The organism is Methylacidiphilum caldifontis (assembly GCF_017310505.1).
Lineage (GTDB): Bacteria > Verrucomicrobiota > Verrucomicrobiia > Methylacidiphilales > Methylacidiphilaceae > Methylacidiphilum > Methylacidiphilum caldifontis.
On record NZ_CP065957.1, the window covers coordinates 294009 to 312688 of the forward strand.

19 protein-coding genes and 2 pseudogenes are annotated in these 18680 nt (G+C 41.4%); 12 read left to right on the forward strand and 9 right to left on the reverse strand.

The features are described 5' to 3' along the window. Positions 1–62: 62 nt before the first annotated feature. The 7 genes and pseudogenes from IT6_RS01440 to IT6_RS01465 form a co-directional block, all read right to left on the reverse strand. Complete coding sequence (locus IT6_RS01440; RefSeq protein ID WP_390881561.1) at positions 63–332, reverse strand: FeoA family protein; 270 nt, start codon at positions 330–332, stop codon at positions 63–65. A gap of 38 nt (positions 333–370) precedes the next feature. Next, positions 371–1018: a lysophospholipid acyltransferase family protein gene (locus IT6_RS01445; RefSeq protein WP_206827083.1), complete on the reverse strand. Its 648-nt coding sequence runs from the start codon at positions 1016–1018 to the stop codon at positions 371–373. A 57-nt stretch (positions 1019–1075) separates the two neighbouring features. Beyond that, complete coding sequence (gene cmk, locus IT6_RS10570) at positions 1076–1768, reverse strand: (d)CMP kinase (protein WP_368666690.1); 693 nt, start codon at positions 1766–1768, stop codon at positions 1076–1078. Positions 1769–1882: 114 nt separating this feature from the next. After that, positions 1883–3154, reverse strand: a pseudogene (gene aroA / locus IT6_RS10575) (3-phosphoshikimate 1-carboxyvinyltransferase); the annotation flags it as partial. 65 nt (positions 3155–3219) lie between these two features. Then, complete coding sequence (gene sucD / locus IT6_RS01455; protein ID WP_134440079.1) at positions 3220–4119, reverse strand: succinate--CoA ligase subunit alpha; 900 nt, start codon at positions 4117–4119, stop codon at positions 3220–3222. 5 nt (positions 4120–4124) lie between these two features. Next, a complete protein-coding gene (sucC, locus tag IT6_RS01460) occupies positions 4125–5309 on the reverse strand; it encodes an ADP-forming succinate--CoA ligase subunit beta (protein ID WP_206827093.1) in 1185 nt (394 codons plus the stop codon). A 10-nt stretch (positions 5310–5319) separates the two neighbouring features. Continuing rightward, the gene (locus IT6_RS01465; RefSeq protein ID WP_242524273.1) at positions 5320–6630 is read right to left on the reverse strand and encodes a hypothetical protein; all 1311 of its coding nucleotides are present in this window, start codon (positions 6628–6630) and stop codon (positions 5320–5322) included. Positions 6631–6820: 190 nt separating this feature from the next. On the opposite strand from IT6_RS01465, the gene trxB reads away from it, so the two are divergent. The 8 genes and pseudogenes from trxB (at position 6821) to cutA (ending at position 13308) form a co-directional block, all read left to right on the forward strand. After that, positions 6821–7753, forward strand: a complete 933-nt coding sequence (gene trxB, locus IT6_RS01470) for a thioredoxin-disulfide reductase (RefSeq protein WP_242524274.1) — start codon at positions 6821–6823, stop codon at positions 7751–7753. Between the two features lie 313 nt (positions 7754–8066). Next, positions 8067–8162: pseudogene (locus tag IT6_RS10705) on the forward strand (hypothetical protein); the annotation flags it as partial. A 20-nt stretch (positions 8163–8182) separates the two neighbouring features. Then, a complete protein-coding gene (locus IT6_RS01475) occupies positions 8183–8326 on the forward strand; it encodes a zinc ribbon domain-containing protein (protein WP_206827095.1) in 144 nt (47 codons plus the stop codon). Positions 8327–8567: 241 nt separating this feature from the next. Continuing rightward, the gene (gene tig, locus IT6_RS01480) at positions 8568–9899 is read left to right on the forward strand and encodes a trigger factor (protein WP_134440087.1); all 1332 of its coding nucleotides are present in this window, start codon (positions 8568–8570) and stop codon (positions 9897–9899) included. Further along, positions 9892–10542 carry an ATP-dependent Clp endopeptidase proteolytic subunit ClpP gene (clpP, locus tag IT6_RS01485; RefSeq protein WP_134440089.1) on the forward strand — a complete coding sequence of 217 codons (651 nt, stop codon included), beginning with the start codon at positions 9892–9894 and terminating at the stop codon, positions 10540–10542. Before tig ends, clpP begins: the two co-directional genes overlap by 8 nt. 13 nt (positions 10543–10555) lie before the next feature. Beyond that, the gene (gene clpX / locus IT6_RS01490; RefSeq protein WP_134440090.1) at positions 10556–11818 is read left to right on the forward strand and encodes an ATP-dependent Clp protease ATP-binding subunit ClpX; all 1263 of its coding nucleotides are present in this window, start codon (positions 10556–10558) and stop codon (positions 11816–11818) included. Positions 11819–11876: 58 nt separating this feature from the next. Beyond that, a complete protein-coding gene (gene mnmA / locus IT6_RS01495; RefSeq protein ID WP_206827097.1) occupies positions 11877–12974 on the forward strand; it encodes a tRNA 2-thiouridine(34) synthase MnmA in 1098 nt (365 codons plus the stop codon). Positions 12975–12993: 19 nt separating this feature from the next. Next, positions 12994–13308, forward strand: coding sequence for a divalent-cation tolerance protein CutA (gene cutA, locus IT6_RS01500; protein ID WP_206827099.1), 315 nt, complete (start codon positions 12994–12996; stop codon positions 13306–13308). A gap of 59 nt (positions 13309–13367) precedes the next feature. Here cutA and IT6_RS01505 read toward each other — a convergent pair whose 3' ends face one another. After that, the gene (locus IT6_RS01505; protein ID WP_134440096.1) at positions 13368–13979 is read right to left on the reverse strand and encodes a hypothetical protein; all 612 of its coding nucleotides are present in this window, start codon (positions 13977–13979) and stop codon (positions 13368–13370) included. A 21-nt stretch (positions 13980–14000) separates the two neighbouring features. After that, positions 14001–14981: a bifunctional methionine sulfoxide reductase B/A protein gene (locus IT6_RS01510; protein WP_206827101.1), complete on the reverse strand. Its 981-nt coding sequence runs from the start codon at positions 14979–14981 to the stop codon at positions 14001–14003. Between the two features lie 244 nt (positions 14982–15225). Here IT6_RS01510 and gap point away from each other — a divergent pair, with 244 nt between their 5' ends. From gap to secG, 4 genes are all read left to right on the forward strand, one after another. Further along, on the forward strand, positions 15226–16269 hold the full coding sequence (gap, locus tag IT6_RS01515; protein WP_242524275.1) for a type I glyceraldehyde-3-phosphate dehydrogenase: 1044 nt from the start codon (positions 15226–15228) through the stop codon (positions 16267–16269). Positions 16270–16338: 69 nt separating this feature from the next. Then, a complete protein-coding gene (locus IT6_RS01520) occupies positions 16339–17553 on the forward strand; it encodes a phosphoglycerate kinase (RefSeq protein ID WP_206827103.1) in 1215 nt (404 codons plus the stop codon). A gap of 8 nt (positions 17554–17561) precedes the next feature. After that, the gene (gene tpiA / locus IT6_RS01525; RefSeq protein WP_242524276.1) at positions 17562–18332 is read left to right on the forward strand and encodes a triose-phosphate isomerase; all 771 of its coding nucleotides are present in this window, start codon (positions 17562–17564) and stop codon (positions 18330–18332) included. A 17-nt stretch (positions 18333–18349) separates the two neighbouring features. After that, positions 18350–18670 carry a preprotein translocase subunit SecG gene (secG, locus tag IT6_RS01530; protein WP_206827113.1) on the forward strand — a complete coding sequence of 107 codons (321 nt, stop codon included), beginning with the start codon at positions 18350–18352 and terminating at the stop codon, positions 18668–18670. The last annotated feature ends 10 nt before the right edge of the window (positions 18671–18680 follow it).

Here is an 18680-nt window from a genome sequence, read left to right on the forward strand (position 1 = left end):
TAATTCATGAATTAATAAGTAAAAATTTTTTAATGGTTGCATTTGGAATATCAACAGACTCCCTACAGTGCTGAATCCTTCTTAGCCGCGGTAACAAAAATTCTTTTGGCTAACCACTTGTTTAATCCCAACTTTGAACCACAAACAAGGCACACAGTCATCGCTCCATGTGCTATCTTGACCACTTCAGCTTTTTCACAAAAACCCAACTCTCTTAACCGGTGGCATTCTACCGCATTTCCTTCTATAGAATGGACATAAAAGATAGAACCGACTCGAGCTTCGGCCAAAGAAATTGCACTTTTTCGTTCAGCCTTTCCGTTTTTCTTCACAATCATGAAATTATAGTACTAATATTGTAAATTTTTATTTACACAAGCAAATCCTTTTGAGCCATTCCCAATTTATAATCAATATTGAGAGAAGCAATTTTGCTTATCATCTCATCGGCCACACTCTGATAATAGGCTTTTTTAGAAAGTCCAGCAGGACAGTCTATTGGCTTATAAGCCTGGCCTATAACAACCCTGATCGGATAAGGCTTGGGAAACTTTGCTGTCCTTGGAAAAGCCTCAAAAGAGCCAAATATTCTAAGGGGCAGTATCGGCACTTTAGCTTTTACAGCGATGTAGCCTACCCCAGGAGCAGCTTTTTGTAATGCCCCAGATGGACTCCTTGTCCCCTCTGGGAAGATGAGAATGGATTTTCCCTTTTCAAAAAGATCCAAAATCAACTTGAAAGAACCCACTTCAGGCTTATCTCGGTCTAAGGGAATGGTATTTAAATAACTGATGAGTTTTCCAAAGACTTGATGATTAAAAAGGGTTTTTCGGCCAACAAAATAGATCTCTTTTTTAAAAGCACATCCTACAATTGGGGGATCAAGATAGCTACAATGATTGGCTACGATCAACACGGGGTAGGAAGGAATGTTTTGTTGGCCATAAACTTTAAAATCGCAAAAAAGCTTTAAAAACCCCAAAGTCAAAGCTCGAGCAATAGCGTAACCTTTTTTCACAACTGATCAGCCTGTCCAAAAAAAAGAGAAAGCTAAAGAGAAAAATTATATAAAATTTTATGCTTTTGATTTTGTTATGGGTAATCCCTTTTTCCAGAGAACATCGAGAATTTTGTCTACTACCTTTTCAATAGAAAGCTTTGTAGTGTCTAACCTTACCGCATCGGCAGGACAAAGAAGTGGAGCTGAACTTCTTGATTGATCCAACCTATCCCTTTTCTCCACATCATCCTTTTCTCCCTGTTTTTCTCTCCTTTTTTCCCTTTCTTCCAACTGTGCATCAAGGAAAAACTTGTAGGGGCTTTCAGGGAAGACGACCGATCCCATATCTCTTCCTTCTACGACCAGCGGGGTTTGGTAGGCAAGTTCTCTTTGAAAGGGCAACAACCACTCCCTGATTCTCGCATAAGAAGCAACAATCGAAACTGCTGCATTGACTTCGGCCGATCGTAGGTCAGTTTTTTCGTCTGGCACCCTCTCGTCCAGAATAACTGTGGCTTTGTAAAAAGAATCTATTTTTTGGATAGCGCATCGCAGTTTTAATCTACTGCAAGCTTCAACAACCTTTTCTTCATCATGAACGTCATAGCCCAGAGATAAAATTCTCCAGGTCACTGCTCGATAAAGAGCCCCCGTATTGAAATAGGTAAATCCCAAGGCTTTGGCGATCTCTTGGGCTACGGTGCTTTTTCCAGAAGCCGTAGTACCATCAATGGTAATGACGGGATAAGGAATCTCTTTTTTCTTCACCGGCTCTAATTTATCGGCCCCCGTCAACCTTTCTATAAAGCCTCTGATTTTTTTGTTAGGCTCCTCAATCCAGTCTTTAGAAAAAGAATGGGTTAACGCATTTAAGTCTTGCTCAAAACCAGGATATGAAGTGCTGATGCAATCAACATCATCAATCCTTGAAGCTCTGCTTGCTCTCAGGGCCAATATAGCGAAAGCCATAGCGATGCGGTGATCCCCAAAGCTTTCGACTCTGGCAGGTTGCACAAAATCCCTTCCTTGAATTCTCATCCCATCAACAAGCTCTTCAACCTCTACTCCAAATGCTCTCAAGTTAGTGACAATGGCTTTGATCCTATCTGTTTCTTTAACTCTCAGCTCCTGGGCATTCCTTATTTCTGTAACACCTTCGGCTAAAGCTCCAACAACCGCCAAAATGGGAAGTTCATCGATAACCCCCACGATCTCATCCCCTTCAATCACCGTCCCTTTTAATTTATTTCCCCGAATCCAGAGACTGCCTATAGGCTCTCCTTTCATATCAGATTCCACAAACTCCTCTATTTGCGCACCCATTCTCAAAAGAATTTTAATAAGCCCCGTACGCGTAGGGTTTAGTCCCACAGATCGCACCCTTAGTTCCGAGTTTGGCAGAGCAGCAGCAGCTCCAATCCAAAAAGCAGCTGAAGAAAAATCTCCAGGAACGACGATATCCGCTGATTCCAATTTCATTCCTCCATGAAGAACAATATGCCCATTTTCCCTAAGAGTACGCACCCCAAATTGCTCGAATAGCCTTTCGGTATGATCACGACTCGGTACAGACTCGATAACCCGCGTAATTCCAGAAGCAAAGAGCCCAGCAAAAAGGATACAAGACTTAACTTGGGCACTTGGGATCGGCAACTTATACTCAATGCCTTTAAGTGAGGAAGGCTCAATAAAAAGAGGTGGAGTATTTCCTTCTCCCTCTGCACGAATTTTAGCTCCCATTAAACGGAGAGGTTCAATAATTCGATGCATCGGTCTTCGGGATAGGGATCGGTCTCCAACAAGTCTAGAATAAAAGGGTTGGGCAGAAAGAATACCTGCCAAGAGTCTCATCATTGTTCCCGAATTACCACAATCGAGAGCTTCAAAGGGTGGGTCAAGTATTCCTGATTTTCCTTCGACAAAGAGGGTGGTTTTACCCTCTTTTTCAACCCTTACTCCCATTGCTTCAAAAGCCTTAAGCGTACAAAGGCAATCTTCGGAGGGAAGAAAATGACGTATCTTACTTTTGCCCCTAGCCAAAGAGGCGAGCATAATGGCCCTATGACTTATACTTTTGTCTCCAGGAACCTCTATTTCTCCTTTAATTACAGGACAGGGCTCTACTATTAAATAGGAAGGTGTACCAGAAGCCATCGTTAATCCCTACTCTTTTTCATTCAATGAGCTTGTGTTAGATAGTTAGCCACAAAGAGTAGGGTTTACAAAATCATTTTTTTTAAATTCCACTGCTCAATCGCCTCATAAACTCCTTTACCTATTTCAGAAACTGAAGGGATTACTTTTATACCTGCCTCCCTAAAGGCTTCAAGTTTAGCCTCTACCGTTCCGGATTGGCCAAGAATAATCGCTCCGGCATGTCCCATTCTTTTTCCCGATGGAGCTGTCAGTCCCGCCACAAAAGCAGCTACAGGTTTTTTGGGATTTTCCTTAATCCACTGTGCGGCTTGCTGCTCTTCCATACCCCCAATTTCCCCAATAATAAGCACAGCTTCCGTTTGAGGATCTTCCCAGAACATTTCAACGACTTCCCTAATAGACAAACCATGAATAGGATCTCCCCCTATCCCCACACAACTACTCTGCCCTAAGCCCAACCGGCTAATCTGCCATACCGCTTCATAAGTTAAAGTGCCGCTTCGAGAGACAATCCCTACTTTTCCTGGTCTATGGATATATCCAGGCATTATTCCCGCTTTGGACTCTCCAGGCGTAATCACTCCAGGACAGTTGGGACCCACAAGTTTTATTTTTCTTGGAGATATCCATCTTTTAACTTTTGCCATGTCCTGCAGGGGTATGCCTTCGGTAATGCAAATGATCAGGTCCATTTGAGAGCTGACCGCTTCCATAATCGCGTCAACCGCAAATGGAGCGGGCACAAAAATGAGAGAAACATTACAACCGGTCTTTTCTTTAGCTTCTTTAAGTGTATCAAAAAGAGGAACAACCTGATCAAAAACCCCTCCCCCTTTACCCGGTGTTATGCCCGCTGTGATCTTTGTCCCATATTCCATGCATAGCCGCGCATGAAAACTCCCGTACTTACCCGTAATGCCTTGAACGGCCACTCTATCTGTTTTTTTAAGTAAAATAGCCATAAGAGTTACTTTTCAACAAGATTAACCGCTTTTTTTGCCGCCTCCTCGAGATCTTCAGCAAAGACATATTGAAGAGAAGATTTTTCTAATATCTCTTTGCCTTCCTTAACCCGAGTTCCCTCTAGTCTAATGACCAGAGGAACATGGAGCGGCTGTTTTTTTGTTGCCTCTACAATAGCTTCTGCAATAAGATCGCAGCGCATAATGCCGCCAAAAATATTGATCAAAATAACCTTCAAGTTGGGATGAGACAATAAAACCCGAAAAGCCTTTTCCACTTGGTTTTGATCTGCCCCTCCCCCAACATCTAGGAAATTAGCGGGCCTGCCGCCGAAACGAGCAAGAATATCCATCGTGGCCATGGCTAGCCCTGCCCCGTTAACTAGGCATCCAATCTGTCCATCCAATCCCACGTAATTGACCCCATGGCTCAGGGCTTCTAATTCTTGAGAATCGTATACGGTTTCAAATCGGTAAGTTGAAAGCCCATCATGGCGAAAAAGACTATTATCATCGATAGAGATCTTGGCATCCAATGCCCAAAACCGATTTTCCCTATCAATAGCCAATGGATTAATTTCGCAGAGCGTGGCATCGTGCTTTATAAAAGCTTGAAAAAGAGATTTGAGGATTTTTGAAAAATCAACCAGACTCTTACTCTTAAAGCCAAGCTGCGCTCCAAATTCTCGCAATTGAAAATCCCATAACGGCTGGTCCAGTAAAAAAGTCTTTTTAACAAAAGCTTGAGGGTTTTCCAGGGCGATCCTTTCAATCTCAACACCACCCAAACGACTTCCCATCACCCAGATAGCCGCTTCACTATAGCTATAGGTTAAGGAAAGATAGATCTCTTCGACAATGTTAACCGATTCAGTAACGATTACTTTTCTTACCGGTTGACCTACTGGACCCGTCTGCGCTGTGACAAGAATTCCTCCTAACATTTTTGCAGCTACTTCTCTTACTTCCTCCGTAGTCTTGCAAATTTTAACCCCTCCTTCATATCCATCGGCAAATCTCCCTTTTCCCCTTCCTCCTGCCGCTATCTGTGCCTTAACCACAAGAGGAGTTTTATTAAGTTTTACAGCAACATCAAAAGCTTCATCAGGACTGGATGCAACCCCAAATTGGGGAACAGGCACTCCTTCCCTGGCCAAAATCTCTTTTGCAACGTATTCCAATAAGTTCATAAAAGCATTCTTAACCGACTTCTACTTTCTCATTGCATTGTTCTTTTTTACTTTCCCCACATGGAGCTGAAGAAGCAGGAACAAGGATCGCTTCTTTCATTCCATGAATGATTTTTTTGTCTGCAGGACAGATCGTAACAAGGACTCCACACAGCTGGACAACTGAACCATAGACAAAATAATAAGGGGATACTCTGGCTCGTCCTTGCATCTCGACTATCTTGTCAGCCTCGACATAAGGATGCTGGACAAGTTTTCCACGGACAAATTTTTGCATTATCCATGGATGATGGTCAAAATCTAACAGGGCCAATGAAATCTTTTCCCGCCACTGGGATGAGGGCATATCAGAACCGATATATACACCTCTTGAACCCCATGCTAAAGGGCTAAATCCAGAAACTTTTAATACCAACTCTCTTTGAGATTGGCTAAAAGCAGCCACCTCATCCCAGCTTTGAATTTCAAGGCCAGGAATCACGGCGTTATAAGGAAGAGGGGTCGGATCAACTACCCATGTATAGGGGATGAGCTTTTGCAAAAAGAGCATCCCCTTTTCACTTAAATATCTTTTCCAAAAATCAGATAAAGGTTTTAACCAAAAAAGAGCCAAAAGCAATTTCTCTTCTAAGTAAGGTTTTAAGGGGGGGCTAACCACATGTTTATCTGGAGAATAACTGGTCCGCAGGGTATCTAATTTTTCCCAATCAAAGCATTCGAAAAACCGGTAAACGGGTTCAGAATCAAATGTAAAGCTTTCAGCATGACGCATTCTTTCCAAGCCCACCAGGTATTCAAATTCGGGCCAATATGTCATTGCCTCTTCCGAAACGACAACAACACCTTCTGGAAAAATTGTCTTAAAACCCTGTTTCATCCCTTCCCTTCCTCCAATCAAAGGTTCACCCCATTGCCCATAAGTCTCTTGCAACCAAGCGGTCAACCCTATGCCTCCTGGTACGCTATCAAGCTCGCAGAGAGCAAAACCCTCTTCAGTCAATATAAGATCAGGCCGAATAACCCGTGGAAGAGCGTTCTTTAACTTTTCGTTTCGAGAGACTTCGACAAGCTCTTTTGGTTTTCCTTTGTCTAGAAGTTCATGCACAAAAGAGGGCTGCTTTCCCCGAACGCTTAATCTATAAAGAAGATCAGCTGCTTCATAAAATTTTTGAAGATAGCTACCTAAACGGTTGAGAATATCTACGTAACGGTCTTCCAACCTAAAGCTAAATGGGCTTATTCTCCACTCCTTGTCTTTAAACAACCCCGAATAGGGAATATGAGTGCGAATATGCTCTATTTTTTGAAAAATGGAGTTCAAGGGACCTTTCCTATAAATAAGAAGTTTTAATTCAATTCAAAGAAAAATCGAAGTCAATAAATAATTTTAAAAATATGAACAAAATTTTTAATTTTTAAATTATAAAAAAACCACTTTATTTAAAAAAACATTTATGTCATGAGAATAGTTCATCAATTTGTCTTAGCCTAATTAATATACAATTTTTGACATGGAAGAAGTCATCATTATAGGATCAGGATGTGCGGGTTGGACAGCTGCAATCTATCTTGCTCGTGCAAGGCTTTCCCCTCTACTTGTCACGGGAGCTGAACCTGGGGGATTATTGACCACAACAACAATTGTAGAGAATTACCCCGGATTTCCTGCCGGCATACTGGGGCCAGAACTGATGTCTGCCATGAGTAAACAGGCTGAAAGATTTGGCACACGAGTGAAATACTTATCGGTTGTCAGTGGAGTCGAGTTCAACCAAAAGATAAAAAGGGTTAAAATCGACGAGGAATGGTTTGAAACAAAGGCGGTGGTTATCGCGGTGGGGGCTCGCCCAAGAAAACTTGGTGTTCCGGGAGAGGCTGAACTTGAAAACAAAGGGATAAGTTTTTGTGCAACTTGCGATGGAGCCTTACCCGTTTTTAGAAATCAACCCCTCGTCGTTGTTGGAGGTGGAGATTCAGCTTGTGAAGAGGCTCTTTATTTAACACGATTTGCCTCAACCGTTTATCTCATTCATAGAAGGGATACCCTGAGGGCATCGCCCATAATGGCTGAAAGAGTAATCAACGAACCGAAAATAAAACCAATCTGGAACAGTGTCGTTGAGGAGATACTCGATCCTAAAGAAGATAAAGTTAGAGCTGTAAATCTTAGGAATCTCAAAGATGGCAGCAAAAAAAGCTTGGAGTGTCGAGGAGTCTTTGTAGCCATAGGTCATGTCCCTAACACGCAGATATTTGAAGGACAAATAGAACTTGATGACCGTAAGTTGATTAAAATTACCCAGGGCACAAAAACGAGCGTTCCTGGAGTATTTGCATGCGGAGATTGCGTGGATGGCATTTATAGACAGGCCGTAACTGCTGCGGGTATGGGATGCATGGCAGCGCTTGACGCAGAAAGATATCTTAGGGATATAAAAAATTAAAAGTCGCAAGATAAAGGATACCGTAGCCAAAAATTATCAAAATAGAGAGGGCTTTTTTAGAGCTAAAAATTTTTAGAGAAGTGTGAATTTCATTGGACAGCTCTAAAGTAAAACGATTAATTTACAAGAAGACTTCTCCCCAAAGCATCTTCGAATAAGTTGACTAAATATTCGAAGACAATTAAAGGGTTCGTTCCTTTTATGCGGGACTGAGAATATTCAGCTGGGTAAAGAACTATGCTTAGAGACTTAGATTTAGTATCCAGCTTTTTTAAAGCGAATTAGAAATAGAAAACAAATAGAAAACAAAAAGATGGGCTCAAAAAAAGAGGAATCTGATACGTTCTTGGGCTACAAGCTCCACGGGTTGGGGGGCTGGCTGGGGACCGTACCGGCCCCGTACACGAGCCAGACTTGTCCGGTGCCGGAATGCGGACATGTGAGCCAAGCGAATCGGCCGAGGAAACGACATTCCGGTGCGAGAGGTGCGGGTATGAAGGCCATGCCAACACAGTGGGAGCGATGAACATATTAAGGGCTGGACTGGCCCGGATCGCCTGTTCTCCGGTGTAGCGCCGGGGAGTCGGTTGTTCGACCGATCCAAGGGGTGCAACAAGGCCCCTGGTGGCAGGAAGGAATCCTCCGCCTTCAGGCGGGGGAGGAGGTCAACAGAGAATATATAAAGAAGAATAAAAAGTTTTTATCTAAGAAGAAGATAGAATCGATAATGAGATTGTCAGCTAGGTGATAAAACCAAGTTGTTTATGGGTTTTAACGCTCAAGCGATTAAATGATAAATGGAGGTATTAACGGAATGGCCAACCATCTACTCGATCAAAAATCATTAAGCTGTGTCGTTGAAGATATCGAAGGGTGCAGGAAAAGGCTAAAGATCGAAATTCCTTTTGAGGAAACCCTCCCTGAAAGAGAAAAGATCGTCCAGGATTTTGTTAAAAAATCGAAAATTGCTGGATTTAGAATAGGCAAAGCTCCCAGAGAAATCGTCGAAAAAATATATAAAAAAGAAATTGAAAGAGAGACTGAGAGTCATCTTTTAAAACACGTCTACGAAAAAGCAATAAAGGAAAATGCTTTGGAAGTAGTCAATTTAATAGGAATTGAATCTATTCATTACATAGAGGGTGAGCCTTTTTCCTTTTCGGTAATAGTGGATATCAAACCGCAAATTACTTTGCCTAATTATATAAATATTGCTGTCCCTAAAGGGAATACTGAAATAAAGCCAGAAGAGATCGATCAAACCGTAGAATCGATCATAGAATCAAAAGCATCATTTGTGGATGTGAAAGATAGAACCGTCGCGACTGGGGATTTTGTAGTGATCAGCTATTCAGGCAGCCTTGAAAACAAGCCACTTTCAGAACTTATTCCTAATGCAGGAGTACTGGCTAAAGGAGAAAACCAATGGGTCATGATTAAAGAGGGGGTTTTTATTCCGGGCTTCACTGACCAACTTATTGGAATGGAAACTGGCCAAAGTAAAACCTTTACGATCGTTTTTCCCCAAAACTGGTTTCTAGAACCTTTGAGAGCTAAAGAGGTCCAATATACGGTCAACCTTAAAGCCATAAAATCCAAAGTTCTGCCCCTGCTTACCGATGAACTTACCCGGGAAATTTCCGGACTCGATAAAAAACAGTTCATGGAAGCTGTAGAAAAATCGATTAAAGAAAATAAAGAGGCCCATGCACGTAACCTCCAAAAACTTAAAATTATCGACTATCTCTTGGCCTCTGCTGATTTTGCTCTTCCAGAATCAGAAGTAGAGAAAGAAGCTGAATGGATCTTTAGAAAAGCAATTACTGAAAGCCAGGAAAAGGGAACACCGATAGCCGTACTTGAAGAAAAAAAAGAAGAGATTTACGAAAAATCCCTCAATCAAGCAAGACGAAAAACCAAATTACATTTTCTTCTTGAAGAAATAGCAAAAAAAGAAAACATTTCCGTTACAAAAGAAGATTTATCGGTGGCTATCAACGAAATGGCTTATAGGGAGAGAATAGAGCCTCAAAAACTCATTAAAAAACTATCTACAGATCAGGTCAACAGCCTCATGAATCAAGTTTTTTTTCAGAAAGTTTTGGATTTTCTTTTAGAAAAAGCGAAAATTGAAAATTATGAATAGTCCGATTATTTCTCAGGTTATCCCCATGGTTGTCGAACAAACAGGACGTGGGGAAAGAGGCTACGATATATTCTCAAGACTGCTTAAGGATAGGATCGTCTTTATAGGAACTCCTATTGATGATAATATAGCCAATCTTGTGATCGCTCAACTGCTCTTTCTCCAAATGGAAGATCCTAAAAAAGACATTAATGTCTATATCCATTCCCCGGGGGGTTATGTAACAGCAGGAATGGCTATCTATGACACGATCCAATTTTTAAGCTGTGATGTCAATACATACTGTATTGGGCAGGCGGCAAGTATGGCTGCGGTACTTCTTGCTGCGGGTACAAAAGGTAAGCGGTTCGCTTTGCCAAATGCCCGGATCATGATTCATCAACCTCTTGGTGGAGCCCAAGGTCAAGCTTCTGATATCAGTATCCAGGCCCAAGAGATCTTAAGAACCAAAAGACTGCTTAACGAAATTCTGGCCTACCATACTAAGCAGCCCTTGGAAAGAATAGAAAAAGACACCGACCGGGATTTCTTTATGTCGGCCGAAGATGCAAAAGCTTACGGAATAATTGATGAAGTGGTAAAAACTAAAATTATGCTTAGACCTGTACCTCAACCCCAGATTATTATGGGTAACGGTAATTAAAAAGAAGAGGATTATGGCTAGATCTGTCCATATCACCATGTGTTCTTTTTGCGGAAGAAGCCAAGCTGAGGTCCGCAAACTGATTTCTGGCCCTGGAGTCTACATATGCGATGCCTGCGTGGAAGTCTGCCATAGTATACTTGAAAGAGAGCTTCGTGAAGAGCCAGTTAAAAATCGTGCAAAACCCAAAATACCAAAACCAGTTGAAATTTTTTCGCAACTTGAAGACTACGTTATAGGCCAACTTAAGGCTAAAAAGGTCTTATCCGTTGCCGTTCATAATCATTATAAAAGAATTTTCAGCAGTGAGTTGACCGATCTTTCCTCTTTAAATCAAGTCAAGGATGTCGAAATCGAAAAAACCAATATTCTTCTTGTCGGCCCCACGGGCTCCGGGAAGACCCTGCTTGCAAAAACCATTGCTCGATTCCTTGATGTGCCTTTCTGTATTGCTGATGCCACATCTCTTACCGAAGCGGGCTATGTTGGAGAGGATGTCGAAAGCATTCTTCTTCGATTGCTTCAAAACGCTAATTTTGACGTTAAAAAAGCCGAAATGGGGATCGTTTATATTGATGAAATCGATAAAATCTCTAGAAAATCAGATAGTCCTTCAATCACAAGGGATGTTTCTGGTGAAGGGGTACAGCAAGCTCTCCTTAAAATGCTAGAAGGTACGATTTGCAATGTTCCCCCTCAAGGAGGAAGAAAGCATCCCCATCAGGAGTTCATAAGAATTAACACCGAAAACATTCTTTTTATTTGCGGTGGAGCATTTATAGGTCTTGACAAAATCATTGCACGACGGAGAGGAAAACAGGTCCTTGGATTTAAACACTCTTCTGAAATCGAAAATTCACAAGCGGAAGAAACGGTAGAAATTGAGCCTGAAGATCTTATTGCCTACGGCATGATTCCCGAATTTGTTGGGAGATTTCCAGTCATCACTTCCCTCGCGGAACTGACTGAAGATGAACTGGTGAAAATTCTTACCGAACCCAAAAACGCTATAATAAAGCAGTATATCAAGCTTTTTGCCCTGGATCATATTAAGCTTAATTTTGCAAAAGAAGCTATCCGTTTCTTTGCTCAAGAGGCGAAAAAGAAAAAAACGGGAGCACGGGCCTTAAAAAACATGATCGAAAAGGTCATGCTTGACATCATGTTTGATCTGCCCTCTCGGACAGACATCGAAGAGGTGATCGTTTCACGGCCTGTAGCAGAAGGAAAAAAAGCTCCAATTTTAAAAAGAAGACAGGAAAAAGAGGCGGCCTAAGTCAGTAAGTTTCTCTCAGTGTGTTTGTTGTTTATAGCAACTCTTTGCCCTAATATTTATGAAAGGCAGGCCTTTAAAAAAAACCCCCAGGGTTGTCGTAGCAATGAGTGGTGGGGTTGATTCAACGGTAGCTGCTTACCTCTTAAAAAAAGAAGGATTTGAAGTCATAGGGATTACTTTGAAAGTTTGGTCAGATTCTTGCATGCACCGCTCCGCAGAAAAATGCTGTGGCCCCGATGCGATCAATGACGCACGAAATATGGCAGCTCTGATAGGCATACCTCATTATGTCCTTGACGAAGCCGATTACTTCGAAAAAGAGGTTATTAGTTATTTTATTAATGAATATAGTCTTGGGAGAACGCCTAATCCCTGTGTAAAATGTAACGAAAAGGTGAAATTTGGCAGACTCTGGGCAAGGGTCCAATCCTGGGATGTCGACTATATCTCAACGGGTCATTATGCAGTTGTCGAAAACCAGGACAATAATCCAAGACTTAAAAAAGCCAAAGACAAAACAAGAGACCAATCTTACTTTCTTTTTTCTCTCTCTCCAAGCCAGCTTTCCAGGATGATTACTCCTCTTGGGAACCTGGAAAAAAAGGAAGTAAGAGCCATAGCTAAGGAAGCTGGCTTGAAGGTATGGAACAAAGAAGAGAGCCGAGAAATTTGCTTTGTTCCAGGTAAAAATTACATGGAGTTCATTAAAGAAAAAACAGCTTTGGTAAAGAGGCTGTCCGGTCCCATTCTTAATGAAGAAGGGATGATCATTGGAAAACATCAAGGGATTGAAAACTACACCGTGGGACAAAGAAAAGGGCTTCCTGGGGGACAAGGACAGCCCTTATATGTCATCGATATCGATCCCCAATCCAAGAGCATTCGAGCTGGAGGGTTGAAAAGCCTTTATAAAACTCATTGTTTTGCATCTCAAGCCCATTGGATTGAAAAAGAAATTGAAAGTCCGCGCCAGGTCACTGTAAAACTTCGCTATAATTATCCTGAAGTTAATGCTGTTTTAACCCTTTTAGAGAAAGATCGATTCCGGTTGGATTTTGAAACCCCTCAACCCGGCATATCTCCTGGACAAGCTGCCGTGTGTTATGATGGAGAGATTGTGCTTGGAGGAGGATGGATAGAAAGACAAGGCCTTTGAGATTTCAAAGTTATTGATTATGGAACCTCAAATTATCTTGATTAGCTGCGCCTCTATTGAGGAAGGCCAAAAAATAGCCAAAAGGCTTCTTGATGAAAGACTTGCTAGTTGTGTAAACGTCATTCCCCAAATTTATTCGTATTACTGGTGGGAGAATAAGCAAGAGGAAGCGCAAGAGATACTTCTGATCGTTAAAACTTCAAAGGAAAAATGGGATAAGCTGGTGATGACCGTAAAAGCAAACCATAGTTATCAATGTCCAGAAATAATAAGCCTTGAACCTTCCCAAGTTTTTCATCCTTATCTCAGCTGGTGGCAAAATGAACTCAAATAAGAGAGAGCTTTTTAGTCAGCTTATCCTTTGACTTTCCCTATTCATCCTCTTTGCCCAGTTCATTCAGGTTCTATCAGTTTTGGAGTGATTTTTGTAGACAAATATTTTTCCAGTTCGATCTCTTCTTTAGGAAGCAGCGGAGGAAGTTTATAATTCTTCGGAAGGATTTTGAGCCTCTTTGCGGCTTCAATAAATTCAGGAGTATAAAAATAGACATTTCTATGTTTTGCAATGTTGTCTGCAACCCATTTTGAAGCTTCCTTCATCCCCATGGCATCGACTTTGTGCATCAGATTAACTTTTTCAATTTTTACAGCAATATCCCATGGTATACCCATATTGGTTAAAGGGGGAATGGGAAACTCCTCATTTTTATCTTCCTTATAAAGAAGATAAACTTTGTTCTCTATTTTCTTTAGGTAGTAACTCACCGTAGAATGAGGGCTATGAGGATCATCAAACTTCTCTAAAATGTAATATATCGCCCCGTCTTCGGCTTTTTGTTTTTGGAGAAGGACAACGGGTTTGTCATCAAAAAGAGCTCTCCATATTTTAGGACTGAATTCAAAGGGAGCCGTAACATATTCAATGGGGGCATGCTCTATGGCTTTCAACTCAAAGGTAAGGAAAAACAAAGCGATCCAACAGAAACTAAACACAAAGCTGGACATTGTACGAATAAAACTCCAAGCTTATCTTCTAATACAGCTATTAGGCAAATGGTGTTTTTCTAAATAATTTTGATGGTATTCCTCAGCCGGATAAAAGGATCCAGCCTGAACAATAGCGGTAAGAACCTTTTTGGGATAGAGTTTTTTTTCTAGGTTTTCTTTGGACAGAAGTGCTTGTCTTTGCTGTTCATCATTGTAATAAAATATCATCGGCCGATATTGAGGTCCAATATCCGGTCCTTGCCCCTTGTCATTTGTCGGATCATGTATTTGCCAAAAATGCTCTAAAAGCTTGCTATAGCTTACAACCGTAGGATCATAAAGAAGATAAACGGTCTCAACATGACCAGTTTTGCCGCTACAGACCTCCTCATATGTAGGGAAAGGAACGGTTCCTCCCGCATAACCTGAAATAGCCCAAGCCACCCCCTCCACTTTTTTGAAATAATCTTGAATACCCCAAAAACATCCTCCAGCAAAAGCAGCCTGGACAAGCTTTTTGCCGTCTGTTGTTGTCTTATCAAAAAAAGACTGCGGGCTAAAAACGAGCGAAGCAGAATTAACGCAATAACGAAGCCCAGTAGGTTTAGGCCCATCCTCAAACACATGACCCAAGTGGGCACCGCATCGTGCACAGAGTATTTCGGTACGGATCATGCCCAAAGAAAGATCAACCCTTTCAATAATATTTTCTTTTGCTACGGGAGCAAAAAAACTGGGCCATCCTGTACCCGAATGAAACTTAGTTGATGAAGAAAAAAGGGGAAGACCACATGAAGAACACCTATAAATCCCTTTTTGCTTATGATCAACCAGATCCCCACAAAAGGGAGCTTCGGTGCCCGCTCTTCGAGTAATGCGGAATATTTCTGCCCCAAGTAAATAACGCCAGCGAGCATCGTCAAACTCAACTCTTTGGGATGGCAGTGGACCTACAAGCTTTCCATCCATATCAATAAAATAAAGCTGCACTTTTTGCTCCTTTGCATCTTTAAAAAGCATCTTAAAGCCCCATACTGATCCTCCCAAAAAAATAATAAAAATTAAAATAACAAAGAATGGAATTTTTCCTCTTTTTTCATTTGGAAATAAATTCATTATTTTTATCTTTATCCATTCCATACTCATGTATAAAAAACATACACCAAATAAAAATATGAAACAGTTTCTATTTTTTCCGTTGACGATGTGTTTATACACCATTTAAACTAAACTTGTCATCGATTAAGGCAATTGGAGGTAAATAATGCCAAAAGTCGCAATCAATGGATTTGGAAGAATTGGCCGATTAATATTAAGGTCAATGGCTGAACAAAAGCTACTCAAGGAGTTGCCTGTAGTTGCGGTTAATGACATCGTTTCAGCCGATAACCTTGCATATCTTTTAAAGTATGACACCAACTATGGGAGACTGCCGGTTGAGGTAAAAAGCGCAAAATCTAAAGATTCTTTGCAAGAAGATGATCTTTTAATCGTCGATGGCCAGGTAATCCAATGTCTGGCTATCAAAGAAGGACCTGCAGCAATGCCCTGGAAGGAACTAGGGGTGGACATTGTTTTTGAATCGACTGGATTGTTTACTGCGGCAAACAAAGCGATAGGACACATAAAGTCTGGGGCAAAAAAAGTGATTATCACAGCCCCTGGAAAAGAAGCGGATATTACCGTAGTCATGGGGGTCAATCATGAACAGCTTGATCTAGCTAAACACACCATCATTTCCAACGCCAGTTGCACGACAAATTGTCTTACACCTTTAGTCCACGTGCTGCTAAAAGAAGGCCTGGGGATTGAAGAAGGGCTAATGACTACTGTTCATAGTTATACCGCCTCTCAAAGACTTCAAGACGGTCCTTCAAAAAAAGACTGGAAAGGAGGTAGAGCTGCTGAAGGCAACATTATCCCTGCCACGACCGGAGCAGCCAAGGCAACGACTCTAGTCATTCCCGAACTTAAAGGAAAGCTAACGGGTATGTCTTTTAGAGTGCCAACCCCCACTGTTTCTGTTGTTGATCTTACCGTCAGGACTGAAAAGGAAACCAGCTATTCAGAAATTTGCGCCCTCATGAAAAAAGCGAGCACTACTTATCTTGAGGGAATACTTGGATATACGGATGAGCAAGTGGTCTCGAGAGATTTTCTTAAGGATTCCCATTCGAGCATTTTTGATGCAACTTCGGGCATTGGTTTAAATAGCCGCTTTTATAAATTGATCGCTTGGTATGATAACGAATGGGGATATTCTTGTAGGTGCGTCGATCTTGCAAGATATATTGCTTGCCGAATCTAAATAGCAACCGTTATTCTTTAACGTACAAAACTGCGTTGTCTTTATACGTAACAAAAGAAAGGATATGTTGTGAAAATTTCCATCCGCGATATCCCTCTAAAAGGCAAGAGAGTCTTGGTCAGAGTTGACTATAATGTCCCTCTTGAACTGGATAAAGCGACAAACAGCTATGTCGTGACCGATCAGACGCGAATTTTAGAAACTCTGGATACATTAAAATATCTGATCGATCAGGATGCAAAAATTATCTTGATCAGCCATCTTGGTCGGCCAAAAGGGAAAAAAAACACGAAGGAAAGCCTAGCCCCTGTTGCTCCCCTCCTCAGTGGTCTTTTGGGAACAAAGGTGAAATTTATTGGGGATTGTATTGGCCCGGAGGTTGACAAAGAAAAGGAAAGTCTTAAGGAAGGAGAAGTGCTCCTCTTAGAAAACACAAGATTTTATGCAGGGGAAGAAAAAAACGATCCAGAGTTTGCAAAAGCCCTTGCTTCTCATATCGACGTTTATGTCAATGATGCTTTTGGTTCAGCTCATAGAGCTCATGCCTCAACCGAAGGAGTTTGTCATTTTGTAAAACAAAAGGCTATTGGATTTCTGATGGAAAAAGAGCTCAAATATCTTGGAGAAGAGCTAAAGGATCCTCAAAGGCCTTTTGTAGTCATACTTGGTGGAGCTAAAGTTTCAGATAAGATTGAGGTTATAAATAAGCTTCTTGAAAAAGCAGACTGCCTGCTTATTGGGGGGGCGATGGCTTACACCTTCCTATTGACTATGGGACATAAAGTGGGCAAATCTCTGGTCGAAACCGATAAGAAAGCTGTTGCCCAGGAAGCTTTGGAAAAAGCCAAAGAAAGAAAGGTTAAGTTCTTGCTGCCCATTGACCATCTTGTAGCTGAATCAATTGACTTTGAGCAGAAAATAGCTAAGACTCTTGAGTTTACTGCTGCAATAGACATCCCAGAACAGAGACTTGGTGTGGATATTGGTCCCCAAACCATGGAGGCATACAGAAAAGAAATTATAACAGCCAAAACTCTTTTATGGAATGGACCGATGGGGATATTTGAGATTCCTGGCTGCGAGAAAGGCACTTTTTCAATTGCCAAGAGCATTGCTGAAAATCCTTCAGCTGTAAGCATAGTGGCTGGAGGAGACTCTATTAAAGCCTTGCACCGCAGTGGATTATCTGATAAGGTGAGTTTCATATCTACAGGTGGTGGTGCTACCCTAGATTTTCTAAAAGGAAAAGTACTGCCCGGTATAGAATCAATACCAGATAAATAATGCTTTTCATGAACGTTCGAAAAAAAATAATAGCCGGAAACTGGAAGATGAACAAAACGGTTTCCGAGGCAAAAGCTTTTGTCCATGTCCTTCTGAAAGAGTTAGAGGAATACTCCGCAGCAGATGTCGTGATTTGTCCTCCTTTTACAGCTCTCCAAGCGATCTGTGACCTGCTTAGCCAATCTTCATCTCATGTTCGACTGGGAGCTCAAAATTTGTTTCCTGCTTCTCATGGACCCTATACAGGAGAAATTTCGCCTTGGATGCTTAGGGAATTTTTCTGCCACTACGTTATCGTGGGGCATTCGGAAAGAAGGATACATCTTGGAGAGACCGATCTTTTCATCAACAAAAAGGTCAAAGCCGCCCTATCGGCTTCACTTCATCCCATACTCTGTATTGGAGAAAATTTAGAAGAACGCCAGCAGGGACTTTGGAAAGAAAAGATAAGTCAACAGCTGCAGCTAGGATTGAAAGAGGTAGAAGAAAAACAGCTCGCTGATTGTGTCATTGCTTATGAACCAATCTGGGCTATCGGTACAGGAAAAAATGCTACACCCGAACAAGCACAGGAAGTGCATCTTTTTATAAGAGAAGAAATCTCTAGACTTTTTTCCCTTCAATCCGCGCAGAAACTTCGCATTCAATATGGAGGGAGTGTTTCCCCAGAAAATGCCCAGGAACTTCTTCTTTGTCCAGATATTGATGGATTGCTTATTGGAGGAGCAAGCCTTGACGTACGCACTTTTTGTTCGATAATATTAAACAGTACAGCTTAACAGAAGCCTTTAATATTATGTATAATTTTATAATTGGTTTTTTTCTTTTCTTATATGTTCTAGTCTGCGCCTTTCTTATATTTGTCATTCTCATGCAAAGGAGTAAGCAGGAAGGTTTGGGTGCAGCCTTTGGTAGTTCGGTAACCGATACCCTTTTTGGTGCCCATACTTCTTCCATATTAATCAAAATAACGGTGTGGCTAGCAGCATTTTTCTTTTTTCTTTCACTATTACTGGATTTCTTGAATGGCCACCGGATCAGCAAACAAACCCTCATCCAACAAAAACTGCATAAGGCTGATGTAGAACAAAAACAGCCCATTTCTCCTCATAAATAAGCTCCCTATT